Source organism: Flavobacterium foetidum, from assembly GCF_004634245.1.
Taxonomy (GTDB): Bacteria; Bacteroidota; Bacteroidia; order Flavobacteriales; family Flavobacteriaceae; genus Flavobacterium; species Flavobacterium foetidum.
The window spans coordinates 35,549-54,671 of record NZ_SJTF01000004.1; the positions used below are offsets into that span (position 1 = coordinate 35,549).

General features: G+C 33.7%; 18 protein-coding genes. 9 read left to right on the forward strand and 9 right to left on the reverse strand.

The features are described 5' to 3' along the window. Window positions 1-14: 14 nt before the first annotated feature. Entirely contained in the window at window positions 15-1,250 is a 1,236-nt protein-coding gene (rodA, locus tag E0W73_RS06735; protein WP_135221327.1) for a rod shape-determining protein RodA, read from the forward strand. Between the two features lie 159 nt (window positions 1,251-1,409). On the opposite strand, the gene E0W73_RS06740 is transcribed toward rodA, so the two are convergent. From E0W73_RS06740 to xrtF, 6 genes are all read right to left on the reverse strand, one after another. Next, on the reverse strand, window positions 1,410-2,090 hold the full coding sequence (locus tag E0W73_RS06740; protein ID WP_135221328.1) for a DedA family protein: 681 nt from the start codon (window positions 2,088-2,090) through the stop codon (window positions 1,410-1,412). A gap of 130 nt (window positions 2,091-2,220) precedes the next feature. Further along, complete coding sequence (locus tag E0W73_RS06745) at window positions 2,221-2,565, reverse strand: heavy-metal-associated domain-containing protein (protein ID WP_135221329.1); 345 nt, start codon at window positions 2,563-2,565, stop codon at window positions 2,221-2,223. A gap of 28 nt (window positions 2,566-2,593) precedes the next feature. Continuing rightward, window positions 2,594-4,600 carry a TonB-dependent receptor plug domain-containing protein gene (locus E0W73_RS06750; RefSeq protein WP_135221330.1) on the reverse strand — a complete coding sequence of 669 codons (2,007 nt, stop codon included), beginning with the start codon at window positions 4,598-4,600 and terminating at the stop codon, window positions 2,594-2,596. 104 nt (window positions 4,601-4,704) lie between these two features. Continuing rightward, window positions 4,705-5,103, reverse strand: a complete 399-nt coding sequence (locus E0W73_RS06755) for an HYC_CC_PP family protein (RefSeq protein ID WP_135221331.1) — start codon at window positions 5,101-5,103, stop codon at window positions 4,705-4,707. Between the two features lie 47 nt (window positions 5,104-5,150). Further along, on the reverse strand, window positions 5,151-5,597 hold the full coding sequence (locus tag E0W73_RS06760; protein WP_135221332.1) for an exosortase F system-associated membrane protein: 447 nt from the start codon (window positions 5,595-5,597) through the stop codon (window positions 5,151-5,153). Beyond that, window positions 5,572-6,123 (reverse strand): exosortase family protein XrtF, encoded by a 552-nt coding sequence (xrtF, locus tag E0W73_RS06765; RefSeq protein ID WP_135221333.1) that lies wholly within the window; start codon window positions 6,121-6,123, stop codon window positions 5,572-5,574. Before xrtF ends, E0W73_RS06760 begins: the two co-directional genes overlap by 26 nt. Before the next feature lie 71 nt (window positions 6,124-6,194). Here xrtF and E0W73_RS06770 point away from each other — a divergent pair, with 71 nt between their 5' ends. The 5 genes from E0W73_RS06770 to E0W73_RS06790 all read left to right on the forward strand — a co-directional run bounded on the left by E0W73_RS06770 (window position 6,195) and on the right by E0W73_RS06790 (window position 11,221). Then, a complete protein-coding gene (locus E0W73_RS06770) occupies window positions 6,195-6,650 on the forward strand; it encodes a GAF domain-containing protein (protein ID WP_135221334.1) in 456 nt (151 codons plus the stop codon). A gap of 37 nt (window positions 6,651-6,687) precedes the next feature. After that, a complete protein-coding gene (locus tag E0W73_RS06775; protein ID WP_135221335.1) occupies window positions 6,688-7,383 on the forward strand; it encodes a toxin-antitoxin system YwqK family antitoxin in 696 nt (231 codons plus the stop codon). A 93-nt stretch (window positions 7,384-7,476) separates the two neighbouring features. Beyond that, window positions 7,477-8,421 carry an energy transducer TonB gene (locus E0W73_RS06780; RefSeq protein ID WP_135221336.1) on the forward strand — a complete coding sequence of 315 codons (945 nt, stop codon included), beginning with the start codon at window positions 7,477-7,479 and terminating at the stop codon, window positions 8,419-8,421. A gap of 166 nt (window positions 8,422-8,587) precedes the next feature. Further along, the gene (rpsO, locus tag E0W73_RS06785) at window positions 8,588-8,854 is read left to right on the forward strand and encodes a 30S ribosomal protein S15 (RefSeq protein WP_135221337.1); all 267 of its coding nucleotides are present in this window, start codon (window positions 8,588-8,590) and stop codon (window positions 8,852-8,854) included. 222 nt (window positions 8,855-9,076) lie between these two features. Further along, window positions 9,077-11,221 (forward strand): polyribonucleotide nucleotidyltransferase, encoded by a 2,145-nt coding sequence (locus tag E0W73_RS06790; RefSeq protein WP_135221338.1) that lies wholly within the window; start codon window positions 9,077-9,079, stop codon window positions 11,219-11,221. Between the two features lie 87 nt (window positions 11,222-11,308). On the opposite strand, the gene E0W73_RS06795 is transcribed toward E0W73_RS06790, so the two are convergent. The 3 genes from E0W73_RS06795 to E0W73_RS06805 form a co-directional block, all read right to left on the reverse strand. Continuing rightward, window positions 11,309-12,166 (reverse strand): follicular epithelium yolk protein subunit, encoded by an 858-nt coding sequence (locus E0W73_RS06795; protein ID WP_135221339.1) that lies wholly within the window; start codon window positions 12,164-12,166, stop codon window positions 11,309-11,311. A 200-nt stretch (window positions 12,167-12,366) separates the two neighbouring features. Further along, the gene (locus tag E0W73_RS06800) at window positions 12,367-13,437 is read right to left on the reverse strand and encodes a fatty acid desaturase family protein (protein WP_135221340.1); all 1,071 of its coding nucleotides are present in this window, start codon (window positions 13,435-13,437) and stop codon (window positions 12,367-12,369) included. 113 nt (window positions 13,438-13,550) lie between these two features. Continuing rightward, window positions 13,551-14,384 (reverse strand): LA_2272 family surface repeat-containing protein, encoded by an 834-nt coding sequence (locus tag E0W73_RS06805; RefSeq protein ID WP_135221341.1) that lies wholly within the window; start codon window positions 14,382-14,384, stop codon window positions 13,551-13,553. Between the two features lie 103 nt (window positions 14,385-14,487). Here E0W73_RS06805 and E0W73_RS06810 point away from each other — a divergent pair, with 103 nt between their 5' ends. The 3 genes from E0W73_RS06810 (at window position 14,488) to E0W73_RS06820 (ending at window position 19,121) form a co-directional block, all read left to right on the forward strand. Beyond that, the gene (locus E0W73_RS06810) at window positions 14,488-15,450 is read left to right on the forward strand and encodes a helix-turn-helix domain-containing protein (RefSeq protein WP_135221342.1); all 963 of its coding nucleotides are present in this window, start codon (window positions 14,488-14,490) and stop codon (window positions 15,448-15,450) included. Between the two features lie 201 nt (window positions 15,451-15,651). Continuing rightward, window positions 15,652-16,368, forward strand: coding sequence for a hypothetical protein (locus tag E0W73_RS06815; protein WP_135221343.1), 717 nt, complete (start codon window positions 15,652-15,654; stop codon window positions 16,366-16,368). Window positions 16,369-16,385: 17 nt separating this feature from the next. Further along, entirely contained in the window at window positions 16,386-19,121 is a 2,736-nt protein-coding gene (locus E0W73_RS06820) for a TonB-dependent receptor (RefSeq protein ID WP_135221344.1), read from the forward strand. Window positions 19,122-19,123: the final 2 nt, after the last annotated feature.

A 19,123-nucleotide genomic window follows, 5' to 3' on the forward strand; every position in this document is an offset into this window, starting at 1 on the left:
AAAGATTATTTCAAATGAAAAATCAAAGTGTAAAAAATAATATCGATTGGATAAGTGTCTTTATCTATATTGCGCTGGTTACTTTGGGCTGGCTCAATATCTATTCGTCTTCTTTACTTTCGACAGAAGGAACTTATCAAAAACAGCTCATATTTATCGGCTGTACAATTCCGTTGATTTTTGTAGTGCTTTTTGTTGATGGTAAATTTTATGAAAAATACGCCAGTATCATTTTTGGAGTCTCTCTCCTATCCTTGCTCGGTTTATTTGCTTTCGGAAAAACAATTGCCGGCCAGCGATGCTGGTATGCAATAGGAAGTTTTACCTTGCAACCATCAGAATTTGCCAAAGCTGCTACTTCTTTAGCATTGGCAAAATATCTCAGCGACACCCAAATCAACTTAAAAGAAGTAAACAGGCAGATACAGGCTCTAGCCATCATGCTTTTGCCGGTTATACTCATTTTACCTCAACCAGATCCCGGAAGCGCCCTTATTTATAGTGTCTTTATTTTAGTATTGTACAGAGAAGGTTTGCCTTCATGGTATGTATGGACAGGGTTTATAACCATTGTCCTCTTTGTTTTGACCTTGATTTTGGAACCTTATGTCGTAATTTTAATCGCATTTGCCGTTTTGGCTATCATTCACTTTAAAGGAAGAGCTGTTGACAGAAACATCATTCTAAGTACAATTCTACTGGTTATTATTTCGGCGTTTGTATTTTCTGTTGATTATGTTTTTGATAACGTATTTAAACAGCACCACAGAGATCGTTTTAATATCCTTCTAGGAAAAACAGTTGACATGAAAGGAATTGGATACAACACCAATCAGTCTGAAATCGCAATTGGATCGGGAGGATGGCTCGGAAAAGGTTTTCTTGAAGGAACTCAGACCAAAGGAGGTTTTGTACCTGAGCAACATACCGATTATATTTTCACAACTGTTGGTGAAGAATGGGGATTTGCAGGTTCTCTTGTTGTAATTGTGCTTTTCACTTGTCTTCTATTAAGAATTATTTATTTGGCAGAAAGGCAGAAAACAAAATTCAGCCGAGTCTACGGGCATTGTGTGGCCGGAATTCTATTCATTCACTTTTTTGTAAATATTGCAATGGTAATTGGAATTTTCCCGACAATCGGTGTGCCTCTTCCGTTCTTTTCATATGGGGGTTCGGGACTTTGGGGCTTTACTATACTTCTGTTCATTTTCCTCAAAATGGATGCGAACAAGGTTAACGAATGGTAATCTAAACAATTCCCGTTATTAAATTCTAAATACTAAACAGCAGGATTTACAAATTGGCAACTCAACCTATCAAACTATAAATTTCTACTGTTAAGAAATAACCGTAAAAAAATCCGAAGCTTTAAAAAGACTTCGGATTTTTTAGTTTAGGTATATTTTTTATATCTGTTCTTTTGGTCTCTTCTTTAAAAGCTTTAATAAGACCGGAAACGTTGACATTACAATGATGATGATAATGATGTATTCGATATGTTTTTTAAGATCTATTCCTTGTTTTAAAAACACGCCATATAAATAATGTCCTGCGAAAATTAAAATAAAAGACCAAAGAACAGAACTTAAAATATTGTAAAACATAAATTTTTTCTTGTCCATCGAAACAATACCAGCCACGATTGGGGCAAAAGTTCTAAAAATCGGAAGAAAACGAGCATAAATAATAGCTTTTCCTCCGTACTTTTCAAAAAAGTCTTTAGACTGAAGCAAGTATTTCTTTTTAAACCAAAAAGTATCTTCTTTTTTAAATAAATAATAGCCGCTTTTGGCTCCAAACCAATAACCGGTCATATTACCTAAAACTCCCATAATTGCGACAGCTGTCGAAAGCAGAAATACATTTATAAAATCTCCCGGAATATAAACTACATTTTCGATTAAATCCCTACTATAAATCCCTGCCAAAAAAAGCAGACTGTCTCCCGGAAGAAAGAACCCTGCAAAAAGTCCCGTTTCAGCAAACACAATAAACAAGACAATAAAGAGACCAATCTGGACACCTCCGACGCTTAAAGTGATGTAAAATTCAGGGTTAACTAATTGGGTCCAGTCGAAATTATTCATAAAATGATTTTGGTTGTTTTATAAATGTGTGAAAGTAACAATAATTTACTTTAACCACAATAAAATGCGGTTTTTTAAAAATAAATTAACTATTAAAAAAAGCCCAAGTCAATGCTTGGGCTTGAAAAAATTATTGCTGTCTCTCGTACTTGCAGCAGCTGTGAAGATTATCATAAGCTTCTTTGGTTGCCTTAACTTCCTTAGTATCATGGCCGACCTTTGCTATCGCATTATTCAAATCTGTTGTCGATGATTTTTCCTCATTCATAACCACAGATAATTTATGCGAATCTACATCCCATGAAGCCATTTTTACTCCCGGAACTCCAAACGCCGCTTTCTCGATACGTTTTTTGCACTGCTCACAATTACCATTTACTTCCGTATCATATTTTAAATTCTTATTTTTTTTAGTCTGTGCCTGAACAGACAATCCTAAAAAAGCGAACATGACAGTTAAAATTAAATTTCTCATCTTATTTATTTTTAGTTTTTAAAATTGTTTATTTGATCTTAAATCGCAATCCGGCATAATACATTTGCCCGAATATAGGCGCATACGCCATTGATGCATCAAAATTTGGTCCAAAAGGATTTCCTGCTCCTAAAACAGCTTTTTCTTGCTTGTAATTTCCAATGTTTTCTCCACCTAAATAGACTTCAAAAACTGAAGAAAAAACTTTTGTCACCTGGGCATTCATAACAGCGTAAGAAGGCGAAAAATCAGGGAATTGGTCTTCTGCAGGATTAGACGCGGTGTAAGGCAATTGTTGTTTTCCTGTCCAATTGAATGTAAAATCAAATCGCCACAATTTGTCGTCTACTGTATTGGTTTCGTATTCTAGATTTCCAAGAAAACGATGTTTTGCCTGCAACGGACGCTGGTATGTGCCACGAAGATAATCTGTCTGAATATCGTAAAATTTATAAGCTGTTCTTAAATTAAGGTTGCGAATAAGCTCATAATTAAATTCTACCTGAAGACTGTTGGCAAATGAGTTTCCTTTCAAATTATAAAACAAAACTTCCTGCGGACTCTGCATTAAATCGACAACTGCCTGATTTTGAAAATCAGTTCTGTAAAAATCGAATCCGGCTTCTGCATTTTTATTGAAAATTTTGAATTTCTGAGAAAAACTCAAACCGTAGTTCCATGCAATTTCAGCATTTAGCCCATATATTTTTCCGCTGTTATCTAGTATCGAAAAAGTTCGTGAACTTGCAAATAACTGCTGATTCTCAGCAAAAATATTAGCAGAACGTTTTCCTCTTCCAGCAGAAAAACGAATTACACCATTTTTCCACGGATTGTATCTCATGTGCAATCTAGGCGTAACAAAAACCCCAAGTCTGTTATGATTGTCTACTCTTCCTCCTAAAATCAAACTGAAATTATCAGTATTATCATAAGTGTATTCAAAAAAGGCCCCAACAGAATTATCAATTCGACTATAATCAGTAAAATTTACAAATTCCTGATATTGATCGTATGAAAAATTCAGCCCTGTAGTAAATTTATTCATGGTATTACTGATAATCGAGTTGAAAATCAAGTTCGAATAAAAACTGTTTTGCTTGATGTCATATTGATTGAGTCCGAAATAAGAATCTTGTTTATGACTGTTGAAAGCATTCTGAAAACCAATGCTTTGATAAGGCATATCTTTAAAGACATAACCTAATTTGGTAGAAACATCAAAACGTTCTGTATTGATTTCAGAACCCCAGTAATTTGTAGTGCCACGGTCGCGATCTTTATCAAAATCAACCTCACCTGTCTGTTTTTTATCATTCATATATCTGAAATTGATAAAACTTACAATACCGCTTTCTGGATCATAATATTGATAACGATTCAATACGTTAATTTGTTTTCCTAACGGATTATCCAAAAAACCATCGTCATTCATGTCGTTTTTTGCCACACGCGTATTTCCGTGAACAAAAAGGCTTGTCGCCCACTTATCTGATAATTTTTTATTGAAATGTGTATTCAGCTCAAAACGTGCATCTGTAGAGCCATAAACATTCAGGAAAAAAGGAATGTCGTTTAAGGGTTTTAAAAGTTCTGTATTAATTTGTCCTGAAATACTCTCATACCCGTTTACAACGCTTCCTGCTCCTTTAGTTATCTGAACGCTTTCAATCCAAGTTCCAGGAGTAAACGACAGACCATACGCCTGCGAAGCTCCTCTTACAGAAGGAATGTTTTCTTCGGTTATCATTAAATACGGACTCGTTAAGCCAAGCATTCTGATTTGTTTGGTACCCGTAAGCGCATCCGAAAAATTTACATCAATTGACGGATTGGTTTCAAAACTTTCGGCAAGATTGCAACAAGCCGCTTTAAGAAGTTCTTTGCTTGTTATTACAGATGTATTTGCTGTAAGCGTATAGGATTTTTTTATCCCTTTTTGCTTTTTAGTGATTTTTACTTCGTCTAAATCTTCCTGAGAAAGCGCAGAAACAGAAAGCATCAACATCACAAAAAGCATGATATTTTTTTGCATAAAAAAGATTTTAATAATTTAGAAAATTGCTGTTTCTTGTTCGTAATAAAATAGACAGAAACAGTTCAGCACAAGCTATAAAAGCTTGATTCTAAACATTAAAATCAGGAATAAAAGAGGTATTGATTGTATAATTTGAATAAAGGAGGTGCATTCGCATCAGAATAATACGAAATGACTTCTTTGTTTTTAAAATTGGATACAGCCGCAAAAACAAATGGCTTATAATCCTGAATTACAGCTGGAAACTCGAACTGCAAAAAGAAAAACTTAAGAGTTGCGTCGTCCGACTTTTTCTCAATCTGAACTAATTTGTCTTTACAACAAGAATTCTTTTTTTCTTTAGAACCGCAGCATTTTTTTTCAGGTTCTGCTTTCACGGTTGTATTTAAAGAAACCGAGGCAATTTTTCCGCCGCAGTAATGCACATCAATAGCAAACCCAATATTGGAGACCATTAACAGGAAAGCAAGAAGTAATACTGTGCACTTTTTAAAATTCATACCGCAAAATTATTAAAAATGATGCCAGAAAAAAACAAAAATAAATGTTATTTTTTGGAATACTGCAACTGGTAATAAAATGCCGGAATAAAAATCAATAAAAAAATAGGCTGAATAATGAATCGCCTAACATAGAAAAGCAACCAGTTTGCATCTTGAAAAAAATAAAGTATCGCACAGAAAAAGCCAAAAAGCAACAGTCCAAAAAAGAGGTATAAAAACAAGCTAAACTTTAAGATTTCTTTATCTAAAAATAAATAATAAAGCAAAATCAAAGACAAGCCAGAGTTTAAAGTGTAACGCAGCAGCAATCCCGAAAACAAAGGCAAAGCATCGAATTCGGGAAAAGGCTTATCTTTAAAATCCAATTTAAAAAATTCCAGAAAAGGATCGTAAAAAAGTGTATTCTCGAAACCACGAATTAATGCAAAACCAAAAATAACGGCAATTGCAATTATGATTTTGACTTTATTTTGTCTGATTTTTTGAAGCATATTTCGAAAAATTATTGATCCATATCAACCATAAAACAAACACAAAACCATAAATTATTAGCGGAAAAACAACTCCATGAAGAAAATGGGAATGTTGCGGATAATAGTAAATAAGCACTGTAAGGAACGCAATTCGCATTACATTTAAAACATGAATCGACACAATTCCAAAAAATATAAAAAGGATAGTTGTTTTGAGTTTTCCCGAAAATGCCGCGATAAAAGAAACAAACAAAATAATAACACTTACCGCATTGCAGCCCTCAATTATCCGGACTATATATTTTCCTTTAAAAATTACTTCAAGCCATGGGTCAGAGATACTTTTCTGGATTACAACATCATAATTTAAAAGGCTCAAAAGTTGCCCGACGTTATGTCCAGCAAAAGTCGTAATTCCGTCCAAATCATTTATTTCATAACTATTTAGGTAGAATTTATACAGTATTGTCAGAACAATGTAGACCAAAAAGAAAGTGCCTACAAAATTAAGAAAGGGCTTAAACTGAATCAGATACTTTTTCAAAAGATTTTTTTTTCAAATTTATGTATTTTTTGACTTCAGCTTTAAATACTTTTGTATAAAATTTTTATACCATGACATTTCAAGAATTACAGCCAAAAGTAAGTGAGATTATCGCTACTGCTGCTACCAATAGAGACGAAAAACTGCTGGCAGTGTGCCAGCTTTTAAACGAAAACGTAGAATATTACAACTGGGTTGGATTTTACTTTGCCAATCACGAAGCCAAAACGCTTCATTTAGGACCTTATGTTGGTGCTGAAACAGACCACACGGTGATTCCGTTCGGAAAGGGAATCTGCGGACAAGTAGCAGAAAGCAATGCCAATTTTGTGGTTCCAGATGTTAAAGCACAAGACAATTATATCGCTTGCAGCCTTACCGTTAAATCTGAAATCGTGGTTCCGCTATTCGTAAATGGAGTTAATATTGGGCAGATTGATATTGACAGCCACGTTATTGATCCTTTTACAGAAGCCGACGAACGCTTTTTAGAATTTGTAAATCAAGAAGTTGCTAAATTATTCTAAAAAAATCCGTATTTTTACTGTAATAGATAGTTTCTAAATGAAAAAAAACATCTTCTTTTTACTGTATTTTTTAGTTTCAGTTAGTCTATCTGCGCAAATCAATGTTGTTTCAAAAAAAATCTTCCTTGACTCCTTAAATCAGGAAACTACTCCAGATAAATACGTGTATATGAGAGTAATTACTAATTATTCTCAAAAGAGCGCGCGTTATGTAGTAACCGATTTCTACAAAAACGGAAGAAAAAAAATGACCGGATGCACTTTGGACAGGGATATTTTAAAAAAAGACGGAGAATTTATCTATTACTTTAAAAATGGAGCAAAGGAATCGGTTGTAAATTATACGGAAGACCATAAAAACGGCAAAGAAATCAACTGGTACGAAAACCAAAGTAAAAAATCAGAGAAACAGAATTCATGGGATCCGAAAACAAAAAAGTCTCAAACCTTGATTCTTAATTGCTGGAACGAAGATAAAACACAAACTGTAACTGACGGAAATGGCGAATATGAAGAAACCAATGGATTTATAACTCAAAAAGGAGAAATAAAAAATGGCTTAAAACAAGGAATCTGGCAGGGAAATGATTCGTCTAAAAATATTTCGTTTACCGACAATTATGAGAAAGGTGTTTTAGTCTCTGGAGTGAGCGTAGATGCCAACAATGTAAAAACTTCATATTCTTCTTTAACTGAAAAACAGAGTGGCAAAAGGGCTTCAAAGTCAAAATAACCGCCTTAGATTTTTTTTGATTTATTGATTTCAATCTTTTGTTGATTTGTCTTAAAAATATTACTTTGGCTTGATTTTATTTCCAACCCTTTTATGAAACAAATTTTACGTATTTTATTTTTAGTTTTACTATCTACAAAAGCATTTTCACAAGATGCTGTAATTGCTAATAAGTTAATTTATTTAGATTCTATGTGGGTACCAGCTACTCAGGAAGATTACAAATACACTAGACTTATCGAAGAATACTACTCAGATAAAAAATCTTATATCTATAAAGACTATTACAAATCTGGAAAAATAAAATTTATTGCTACTACAACAGACAGAGATATTATGAAAATTGAGGGACAGGCTGTCTCTTATTATGAAAATGGAAATAAAAAATACACCGTTAACTACGTCAATTCAAAGAAATCAGGAAAAGAATATAACTGGTACGAAAATGGAAATATAAAATCTGAGGTTTACTATCCTGAAGATGGAAAAGGCAGTATTGAAGGCAAACTAAATAACTTTTGGAACCCTGAAAAAGAACAAATTGTAAAGGACGGAAACGGATATTACAGTTACAAAAGTGAAAACAGCGAAGAATCTGGAGAAATAAAAAACGGCGAACCAGAAGGCACTTGGAAAGGAAGCGATTTTAGGAGAAAATCAAGTTTCATTGAAATGTATAAAAATGGGAAATTGGTTTCTGGCATTACCACAGATTCTCTAAACATAAAACATTCTTACGGCACGAAATATCTTCAACCAAGTCCTAAGAATGGAATGAATTCATTCTACAGTTATATTGGAAAGTCAATGCGCATTCCTTTTGAAGCCAGAAAAGTTTCTGGAAAAATATACATGACCTTTATAGTAGATGAAGAAGGAAATCTAGTAGAACCAAAAGTAATAAAAGGCGTTGGTTATGGCATTGATGAAAACGCAATACAATTGATTAAAGAAGCAAAGAAATGGAATCCTGGAAAGAACAGAGGGATTCCCGTAAGAGCTCTTTACAAACTACCAATAACCATAATGGCAAAGTAAAAATTTCAACTCAGGAATTAACTCCAAATCAGTAAAAAAGGATTTTATACACATCTATTTTAAGATTCTTTTATTTTTGTTTGATTCTTTTGTTTTTTTAATCTAATTTTGCACCCGTCTTACAAAAGATGTACGACATACATAAAAATCATTAAATAATATTGGAATGTATTTAACTAAAGAAAAGAAAGAAGAAATTTTTGCACAACACGGTGGTGCTACAAACACAGGAAGTGCAGAAGGTCAGATTGCATTGTTCACTTACAGAATCGCACACTTAACTGAGCATTTGAAAAAAAATCGTCACGATTACAACACTGAGCGTTCTCTTGTACTATTAGTAGGTAAAAGAAGAGCTTTGTTGGATTACTTGAAAAAGAAAGATATCAACAGATATCGTGAGATTATCAAAGTATTGAATATCAGAAAATAATCAATATAGAAAAGAGGTGCGAAAGTGCCTCTTTTTTTATTAGCCCCCTAACCTCCGAAGGGGGAAATATCAAGAGATATTTTTTTTATTTGAATGCTCCCCCTTTGGGGGTTGGGGGGCTAAAAAGTTTGGTTTTTCATTGGGTTTTAGACAACAACAACTACACACAACAACAACTACAACACAACTAAAACCCATTGTATAATCAAAAAGGAAAAATTTATGATTCCACAAGTTTCACAAGAAATTATCGATTTAGGAGATGGAAGAAGCATCTCAATCGAAACAGGTAAACTAGCAAAACAAGCCGATGGTTCAGTTGTTGTAAGACAAGGAAACTGTATGTTGTTAGCAACTGCAGTATCTGCAAGAACATCTAATCCAGGCGTTGACTTTTTACCTCTAACGGTAGATTACCGCGAAAAATTTGCTGCTGCAGGACGTTTTCCTGGAGGTTTCTTTAAAAGAGAAGCAAGACCAAGCGACAGCGAAGTATTAACAATGAGATTAGTAGACCGTGTTTTACGTCCGCTTTTCCCAGACGATTACCATGCTGAAACTCAGGTTATGATTCAGTTAATGTCTCATGACGATAATGTTATGCCAGACGCATTGGCTGGTTTAGCAGCATCTGCAGCATTAGCAGTTTCGGACATCCCTTTTTACAACTTAATTTCTGAAGTACGTGTTGCACGTATTGATGGAAAATTAGTAATCAACCCTAGCAGAGCTGAATTAGAAAACTCAGATATCGATATGATGATTGGAGCTTCTTTAGATTCTGTTGCCATGGTTGAAGGAGAGATGAAAGAAATCTCTGAAGCTGAAATGGTTGAAGCTATTAAATTTGCTCACGAAGCAATTAAAGTTCAAATTGAAGCACAGCAAAAATTAAGAGCAAAATTAAGTTCTCAAGAGTACAGAACTTACGAAGGCGAAATCGAAGATGAAGCTGTTTACGCAAAAGTAAAAGCTGCCGCTTACGACAAATGCTATGCAATCGCTCAAGAAGCTTCTGGAAAAGCAGAAAGAAGTGAAAAATTTGCTGCTGTAAAAGAAGAGGCTAAAGCTTTATTTACTGAAGAAGAATATGCTGAAAATGCAGATCTTGCAGGTTTAGTTGGAAAATATTTCTACAAAACAAATAAAGAAGCCGTTCGTAACGTAATTCTTGAAAAAGGAATTCGTCTAGACGGTAGAAAAACGACAGAAATCAGACCAATCTGGTGTGAGACTGATTACTTGCCATCTGTACACGGATCTTCTTTATTTACACGTGGAGAAACTCAAGCTTTGGCTACAGTAACTTTAGGAACTTCTAGAGAAGCTAACCAAATCGACTCGCCTAGCGAGCAAGGTGAAGAAAAATTCTACTTACACTATAACTTCCCTCCTTTCTCTACTGGTGAAGCAAAACCATTGAGAGGAACTTCAAGAAGAGAAGTTGGTCACGGTAACTTGGCTCAAAGAGCTTTAAAAAATATGATTCCTGCAGATTGTCCTTATACAATTCGTGTTGTTTCTGAAGTTTTAGAATCTAACGGTTCTTCTTCTATGGCAACAGTTTGTGCTGGAACAATGGCACTTATGGATGCTGGAGTTCAAATGATAAAACCAGTTTCTGGTATTGCCATGGGATTAATTACTGACGGTGAGAAATTTGCTGTATTGTCAGACATTTTAGGTGACGAAGACCACTTAGGAGATATGGACTTTAAAGTAACTGGAACTGCTGACGGTATCACAGCTTGCCAAATGGATATCAAAATCGAGGGATTGCGTTATGATATTATGGAACAAGCATTAGCACAAGCTCGCGACGGACGTTTGCATATTTTAGGAAAATTGACTGAAACTATTGCAATTCCAAGAGAAGATGTTAAAGCTCACGCACCAAAAATTATCACCAGAACTATTCCTGGAAACTTTATTGGAGCATTGATTGGACCTGGTGGAAAAGTAATTCAGGAATTACAAAAAGCTACTGGAACTACAATTGTTATCAACGAAGTAGACGAGCAAGGAATTGTAGAAATTTTAGGAACTGATCCAGAAGGAATCAAAACTGTATTGGCTAAAATTGATGCATTAACTTTCAAACCACAAGTTGGCGAAGCTTATGAAGTAAAAGTAATTAAGATGCTAGATTTCGGAGCTGTAGTAGAATATACTGCCGCACCAGGAAACGAAGTATTGCTTCACGTATCTGAATTGGCTTGGGAGCGTACAGAAAACGTTGCCGATGTGGTTAAACTAGGAGATGTTTTCCAAGTGAAATACTTAGGAATCGACCCTAAAACCAAAAAAGAAAAAGTGTCTAAAAAAGCGCTTGTTCCAAGACCTCCGCGTGAGGATAAAAAAGAGTAATCAGATCTTAGTTTACTAAAGGTTTATTCATAGGAAACCCCAATTCAAATCTGAATTGGGGTTTTTCAATTTCAAAAAACAGTTTTCTTATTTTGCTTGAACGGCTGAATTATAAAGCAATGTAGCTTTACCTTTTCCGTCTTTTATAATTATCTCCGAATTTCCAAAAAATCCAATCTCGATATCTTCTGTAACCTGAACAGAGTTAGAAATGCCACCTGCTGCCAACAATCCTCCAATATCAAGCGCAAAGAAATGATGTCCTTTAAATGTTGGATTGTAATTTACCGCACTAACTCCCGTTAAATAGGCATTATACACAAGCCTAACTTTCATCACGCCTCTGCTGGCGCTCAATTCTGCCAAAATCGACTCACCAGGATCGAGAGCAACGCTGACTCCACTTGAAGTACCAATAGTAACAGATTTTGACACAGACCCTCCTTCGCCCCATGTACGCTCATAACTCATCGAAGTTTCTCCTTTTACCCCAACTCCCAGAAAGCCAATGTTATAGGAAACTTTCTGACCAACAGAGATTTTATTTGAGCTACTCCAGTTACTTTGGCTCGTATTATTAACCTGTTGTGTTATGGCAACATTAAAATTACCCTTTACACTACTATTATTAGAAAACTTTTGAGTATTAATGATTTGAGGTTCAGAAGTAATACCAAGAATGGTGGCACTTTGAACAACAAGATTCACTTGCACTTGAGGCCAATTGTAAGTCTTATAAAGATCACCCCAAGGAGTCTCTGAATGCAGATAAGCATCATTCGGAGATTTTCCGAAATATTTTTCGACTAATTTTTTTAGATTAGCATCTTTAATATTAAAAGTTTCTCTTTCTACATCAGTAATTACATGAATTACATTTCCAGATGCCTGAACACTTGATGTCTTTGCATCTAATCCAGCGTTTACATTAATTTGAATTGCCATTTTAATAAGTATTAAATTTATGCCTACTCTAATTAGTTTTCAGCTTCCCTTGTTTTAACATTAATTTGTTTTCATCCCAAAATTGCATAAGAATTCTGTTTTGGATATAAAAAATGTCATTAAACGAAGTTATTGCGACATAAGGCTGCAAAAATTTGATACAAAAGCATTTACAAATTACTTTACCAAAATTGCTGTTCTTAAGGTTTTCCCATTTTGTGCAGGTGCTTAAAATGCGAGAACATCATTTCTAATAAAGTCTTATGATGATAAGGCTGCCGGTATTCTTTTGTAGTCTTTTCTATAATTTGATTTATTTCACTGTAATTGGTATGGCAGATATTCGGAAAAAGATGATGCGCTGCATGGCAATTGGAGCCACCGCTCAAAAATCTAGCCCAACCTTTATCTGCATCCCAGTCGCAACTGGTATAAAGCTGATGCACTGCCCATGTATGTTCTAAAAATTCCCCTTCAGGTTGTGGATAGTCTGCCCCATCAAAAAAATGAGTCCCAACCAACATTATAATAAACACCATTGAAGTAAAAGCACTGGCTGTTAGGTAAGTCACCACCACAAAACTCCATGAAAAATCGGCGTAAAGCAACGGAAACACCAAAACCAAGGAAAAATAAAACACTTTGTACAGCAAGAACCTAAAGTACAATTCAGTTTTAGGAACACCTCTTTTCATCCAATCATATTCATTTGAAAACAGATAAATCCAATCGCTCATAAAAACAGAATGCAGCAAAGTAAACATATAAACAAATGGCGCATAATAAGCCTGATATTTGTGTTTAGGTTTCCAAGGATGGGTGGGACTTAATCGTAAAAATGGATTTTTATCAATATCGATATCACTTCCCTCTACATTAGCATATAAATGATGTGAGCGAATATGCCTCAATCCCCAAAGCAAAGGGTCTATTCCTACCGTTAGAAAACTAAAAAAGTGCAATACCGAATTGGCCTTTTTATTTCTGAATGCCGTATTATGAGAAGCATCATGACCAAAACTAAATCCGATGAGCAATCCGGCCAACTGAAAAACAACATAAAATAGCCAAAAACTTGTCTTGCTTATTGAATCTAAAAAAAGCAACGAATAGGAAAAATAGCAGACCAAAGTCCAAAACAATCCTTTAAACCAAAATCTGGCATCTCCATAAGAAATAATTTTACCCTCAAGTTGTTCATGAACTCGTTGTTTTAACGTAGAAAAAAAGAGTTTTTCTTCTTCAGATTTATTAAAATATTTAGCTTTCATAATTATTATATTTTAAAATGGGTTTTGAGTTTAATTAAAAAGTTTTTTTTAAGGAATATTACTGCGAATCAAATAGGCATGAGCAACAGGCATTTTTTAATTTGTCATTATTTTTATTTCTTAAACTGCCAGTTAAAAAGAGGAAGTTTTCGTTTACCATTTGTATTCCAAAGACCAAATTGTATTCCTCTTAAGTCTTTGGAATTATTAAATAATCCTATTTGAATTCCATTATGCTTTCTAGAAACATTCGATAAACCAACCTGAATTCCATTTCCCGAATCAGACAAATTCGCTAGACCTGAAATACTCACACCCGAAAAACTTTTAGTATTCAATATTCCTCCGATAGAAAATCCATTCATTTTATTTATCCCTGAAATTACCGAAATATTCACACCTCGTAATTCTGAACCGCCTGTAAATCCTCCAGAACTAATATTTAAACCATTTATCTTAATATAGGTATCAACTTCTGTATAAAAGAAAGCTGCATTACTAATAACATGGTCATTTATTCCAACAATAATGGACTCAAACGGAACATTAATCGAAATCGAAAAAAGAATTAAAGATGTTGGACTGGCTTCAATATTTAACCCATTAATTGTTTGAAGTTTGATGTTCTTATTTTCATAATGACCAAATCCAAGAGTAAAACCATTTACCTTATTTAATCTTCTGGATATCGGAGAAAAACTAAAGACCTTAGTACTGTCATTTCTTAAACTACCTTCGGAATTCCCTTTAAGATAATGGGGTTCAATATCCTTTCCATCAAAAACCATTGATAGGCTAACTTGGTTATTACCAACCAATTTATCACCAACTTGGGATGTCTTATTTTGTGAGAAACAAAATCCTGAAAACAATAAAATACCAATAAACAATATCTTGCGAAAACCTTCTAAAGATTTGAAACTCATAATCTGACTGATCCTTTTCATATTATTTCTTTTAAAATTACAAGACAAACCTATTGCAATTTTCACATATCTATTTGTGCAAATCAATAAAACAATTTTGTAAATTTGTGATTATCGCAAAACCATGAAATCACAGGAACTATTTTTAAAAGCAATCAGACAAAAAATATCTAAATCAGTTTCGTTAATAGAAGAGATTGCTGGTGTCTTAGAAATAAGTTACGATGCTTCACATCGAAGAATTTCGGGAAAAAGCAAATTCTCAATAGATGAAACAGTCAGACTGGCTAGCCATTTCAGCATATCATTAGATAGTTTATTTTCTAATAAGGAAAAAGTGATAGTCGAAAAAACAATTGAGATTGAAAATTTGAAAGATATGCTTCAATATTTCAGATCTTCAGCTGAAAATATCGAAGCATTGACAAAAAATGAAAAAACAATACTTTTTTATTCTGCCAAAGATATTCCGCTGTTTTATTTCATGGACGGTACAATCCTGTCAAAATTCAAAGCTTTTGTTTGGCTCAACCTTTTAAATTCAAACCAAAAGGAAGTTTCTTTTGAAAATTTCGTAATCGATGAATCTTTCACAGAATACATGCAGAAATTAAAAAGAATTTACGAAAACACTTTTGTGAATGAAGTATGGAACGACACCACTATTAACAGTAGTTTACAGCAGATTCTCTATTTTTATGAAGCTGGGCTTCTCAATCTCAAGAGCGCTAATGCACTTTGTAAGGACTTAAAGAGAATTATTTCGCTGATTCAGGAAAAATGCAATAAACACAATACAAACTTTGCGATTTATTACAACGAATTAATATTATTAAACAACAACATGCTGATTGAATCTGAAGAAAAACTAACCATGTTTGTTCCTTATACCTTATTGGGCTATTTTATTACTAATAACGAAGAAAGCTGTAAAAATGTACATCAGTTTTTTAAGCAGCAAATCATCAATTCGAAACCTTTAGGGCAATCCGGAATTAAGGAACGGAATTTATTCTTCAATAGAGCAATTAGAAAAATAGAATATTACCAAGACAAAATCAATTCTCAGGTTGACCTTTTATTCTGAAAAGCACTAAGTCTCGAAACGTTAGAATTTCCAATTTTCAACAATCCTGTCATTTCTTTGAAATATATAAATTGTATTATAGCTTTTTAATGTAAAAAATAGATATTTTATTGCATTTTAACAGTATTAAGCAATATCGATAACTTTTTTTAACTATTTTTGGCTCCAACCAGAAACCAACCCCGTAAAAATCTTAATCCGTTGAAAAATTTACAAAAAAAATCCATATTTCTTCTCACAATTGGATTATTACTAAACAATCACTGTATTCAGAGCCAAAATTCCAAAGAAATAGAAATCTATAAATGGCTGGATAAAAATTTAGGCATTGAATCTTTGGACATCAAAAATGGTGCAGCCCACCTTAATTTTGACAAAACCATAAACAATCAAAACAGGTATTATCAAACAGATAATTTTAGGAAAGGAAATGTAAATTACAATAATCAAAACTATTTTGATTTACTTCTTAAATATGACATCTACAAAGATGATTTGGTTCTCAATCCTTATGACGAGGCCAATAACACAAAAATCAATCTCATTAAAGAGAATGTCATCAGCTTTACAATAAACAATGAAAAATTTGTAAACCTAAAGAACCTGCCTGCATCTTTTAAAGGAGGTTTCTACGAAGAAATAGATATCAACAACGATATTACTCTGTATATAAAACACTTAAAAGAGAAAAAAAAGCTCAATAAGGTTGAAAGCGATGAGATAGAATATATTCCTGCTAACGAGTTTATTCTTCTTAAGGAAAAAAAATTAAACCTTATTAATGATAAGAAAGCTATTATTGCCCTATTTCCAGACAGCAAAAGAAAAATAAACGATTATTATTTTATGAACGGAAGCTTGAGGAAAGAAAATCAAGCATTATTCATAAAAAACCTTATCCTTTACATTAATAATTAAAGCTTGAAAATTACGCAATGAGAATATTTATAATCCTTTTACTTTTTTTTGGTTTTAATTTTTTAGCACATTCACAAAATCAGCAGCATACTGTTAGCGTAAAATTTAGTAACATCAACAGAATCGAAGTGTTACAGAAAATTGAAACCGCTACTAACTATAAATTTTACTTTCAGGAAGAATGGTTTGATAAAAATGTGCTGATTTCTGGCGAGTACGAAAATAAATCTATTCAGGATGTTTTGACTAAGGTACTCCAAGACACAGATTTGAATTTTTTTATTGACAAGAACAAAATCATCCTTACCAAAAACAGCATTATTTACAGCAAGGTGAATAATTCTAAAAACACAAATGCACCGATATTTTTCCAACAATATGATTCTGTTCAGAAAAATCAAAAAACAATCGTTGCCCCTGTGGAATTAATTGGAAAAGAAACGGCAGAAACAGATGCCGATTTATACATACTTTCTGGGCATATTACAGATTTGAAAGACCAAAAACCTCTTGCAGACATTACTGTAAAAGTAAAAAACACTCCTATAAGCACGGTTACCAATGCAGAGGGCTATTATAGCTTAAAAATTCCAACTGGGCTTAGCACAATAGAAGTTGGATCTGTTTTGTACAATTCGGCTTCGCGAAAAATAATGATTTACAGCAACGGAACATTAGATTTTACGATTATTGAAAAAATCAACCAGCTTGATGAAGTTTTGGTAAAAAGCAAAAATAGCCAGAATGTAAGAACTGCCATAACAGGTGTTACCACTATTGAAGCAGAAGGAGTTAAAACGATTCCACTAGTTTTAGGAGAAAGAGATGTCTTGAAAGTTGTGCTTACTATTCCAGGTGTTAAAACTGCGGGAGAAGGATCTTCTGGGTTTAACGTTCGTGGAGGAAAGGAAGATCAGAATTTAATGTTATTGGATAATGGAACTATTTACAATCCGTCTCATCTTTTTGGTTTTTTTTCGGCTATAAATCCTTATACGATTAACAAGGTGGATATTTACAAAGGCGGAATTCCACCCGAATACGGCGGAAGGCTGTCTTCTGTTTTTGATATTGTGACAAAAAACGGAAATACAGAGAAATTTTCTGGCGAAGGAGGTATTGGGCCAGTAACCAGCAACCTAACTGCCTCTATTCCGGTTGTAAAAGAAAAAGCAAGTTTACTAGTTGCTGGAAGAGCAACCTATTCTGACTGGATCCTTAAATCTCTTGATGATGAGAATTTGAAAAATAGCCAAGCTTCATTTTATGATTTATATGCAAAATATACACATAAGATAAACAAAAACAATTCGATTGAAGGCTCAGGCTATTTCAGTAAAGACAAATACAATATCACACCAGATTCATTGTACACCTACAGCAACAGAATGGTTTCTTTGAAATGGAAACACGCATTTAATGACAAAAACAATAGCGAGCTTAATTTTACAAATAGCGAATACAAATACAGCGTTGATTACAGCTCAATCAATCCTGAATCATTCATTTTAAAATATAAAATAAACGAAACACAAGGGAATTTAAAATTCAGCAGTGAATTCAACAGCAATCATAAATTTACCTACGGAATCGCAAGCAAATTGTACAAGATAAATCCAGGACAATTAAGTCCAAATGGAGATAATTCTATAGTTAATCCTATTGAGATAGAGCACGAAAAAGGATTAGAATCTGCTGTATATTTCTCAGACAAATTCAAGATTTCCGAAAAACTGCTTCTTGATTTTGGAGCCAGATATTCTATGTTTGCAGCTTTAGGGCCCTCAACTCAAAAAGTTTACGAAGATGGAGTTCCAAAAACGCAGTCTACTGTTACTGAAGAAAAAACATATGGCAACAATGAAGTCATCAAAACTTTTGGCGGATTTGAACCAAGGATTGGCCTTCGATACATTATTGACGAAAGCCTTTTTGTAAAAGCAGGATTTGACAAAAACTATCAGTACATCCATCTTTTGACCAATAATACAACGCAATCTCCTACCGACACTTGGAAATTATCCGATTTAAATGTAAAACCGCAAAGTGGCGAGCAATACTCTTTGGGATTATTTAAAAAACTTGATTATAAAGATTTAGAAATCAGCCTTGAAGGTTATTACAAAACATCAAAAAATGTATTGGATTATAAAACCGGTTCTCAGATACTGCTAAACCAAGATTTAGAAACCGAGTTATTACAAGGTGACGGAAAGGCGTACGGAATTGAGTTTTTATTAAAAAAATCAATCGGAAGACTCAACGGCTGGATTGGTTATACGTATTCAAGAAGTTTTATAAAACTTGACAGTCAGTTTAACGATGAAAAAGTGAACAATGGAAAGTTTTTTCCAACCAATTTTGACAAACCTCATGATGTAAGTGTAGTTATGAATTACAAGATTACGCATCGATACAGTTTTTCATCTAACTTTGTGTATCAGACCGGTAGGCCTATCACTTATCCTATCGGAAAATATTATTACAATGGAGCCGAATACACGCTCTACAGCGACCGTAACAAATTTAGGATACCAGATTATTACAGATTGGATGTTGGATTAAATATCGAAGGAAATCATAAAATTAAAAAATTAGCTCACAGTTTTTGGAATATCTCTATTTACAATCTCTTAGGAAGAAATAATCCATATTCAATCTTTTTTGTGACCAACAATGGCGAAATCAAGGCCTACAAAACCACTATTTTTGCGGTGCCGATACCAACAATTACTTACAATTTTAAATTTTAAAT

Excerpts from the sequence above, each read along its gene's own strand:
- rodA (WP_135221327.1), top strand. The coding sequence starts at position 15 with ATGAAAAATCAAAGTGTAAAAAATAATATCGATTGGATAAGTGTCTTT.
- E0W73_RS06740 (WP_135221328.1), bottom strand. The coding sequence starts at position 2,090 with ATGAATAATTTCGACTGGACCCAATTAGTTAACCCTGAATTTTACATC.
- E0W73_RS06745 (WP_135221329.1), bottom strand. The coding sequence starts at position 2,565 with ATGAGAAATTTAATTTTAACTGTCATGTTCGCTTTTTTAGGATTGTCT.
- E0W73_RS06750 (WP_135221330.1), bottom strand. The coding sequence starts at position 4,600 with ATGCAAAAAAATATCATGCTTTTTGTGATGTTGATGCTTTCTGTTTCT.
- E0W73_RS06755 (WP_135221331.1), bottom strand. The coding sequence starts at position 5,103 with ATGAATTTTAAAAAGTGCACAGTATTACTTCTTGCTTTCCTGTTAATG.
- E0W73_RS06760 (WP_135221332.1), bottom strand. The coding sequence starts at position 5,597 with ATGCTTCAAAAAATCAGACAAAATAAAGTCAAAATCATAATTGCAATT.
- E0W73_RS06770 (WP_135221334.1), top strand. The coding sequence starts at position 6,195 with ATGACATTTCAAGAATTACAGCCAAAAGTAAGTGAGATTATCGCTACT.
- E0W73_RS06775 (WP_135221335.1), top strand. The coding sequence starts at position 6,688 with ATGAAAAAAAACATCTTCTTTTTACTGTATTTTTTAGTTTCAGTTAGT.
- E0W73_RS06780 (WP_135221336.1), top strand. The coding sequence starts at position 7,477 with ATGAAACAAATTTTACGTATTTTATTTTTAGTTTTACTATCTACAAAA.
- rpsO (WP_135221337.1), top strand. The coding sequence starts at position 8,588 with ATGTATTTAACTAAAGAAAAGAAAGAAGAAATTTTTGCACAACACGGT.
- E0W73_RS06790 (WP_135221338.1), top strand. The coding sequence starts at position 9,077 with ATGATTCCACAAGTTTCACAAGAAATTATCGATTTAGGAGATGGAAGA.
- E0W73_RS06795 (WP_135221339.1), bottom strand. The coding sequence starts at position 12,166 with ATGGCAATTCAAATTAATGTAAACGCTGGATTAGATGCAAAGACATCA.
- E0W73_RS06800 (WP_135221340.1), bottom strand. The coding sequence starts at position 13,437 with ATGAAAGCTAAATATTTTAATAAATCTGAAGAAGAAAAACTCTTTTTT.
- E0W73_RS06805 (WP_135221341.1), bottom strand. The coding sequence starts at position 14,384 with ATGAAAAGGATCAGTCAGATTATGAGTTTCAAATCTTTAGAAGGTTTT.
- E0W73_RS06810 (WP_135221342.1), top strand. The coding sequence starts at position 14,488 with ATGAAATCACAGGAACTATTTTTAAAAGCAATCAGACAAAAAATATCT.
- E0W73_RS06820 (WP_135221344.1), top strand. The coding sequence starts at position 16,386 with ATGAGAATATTTATAATCCTTTTACTTTTTTTTGGTTTTAATTTTTTA.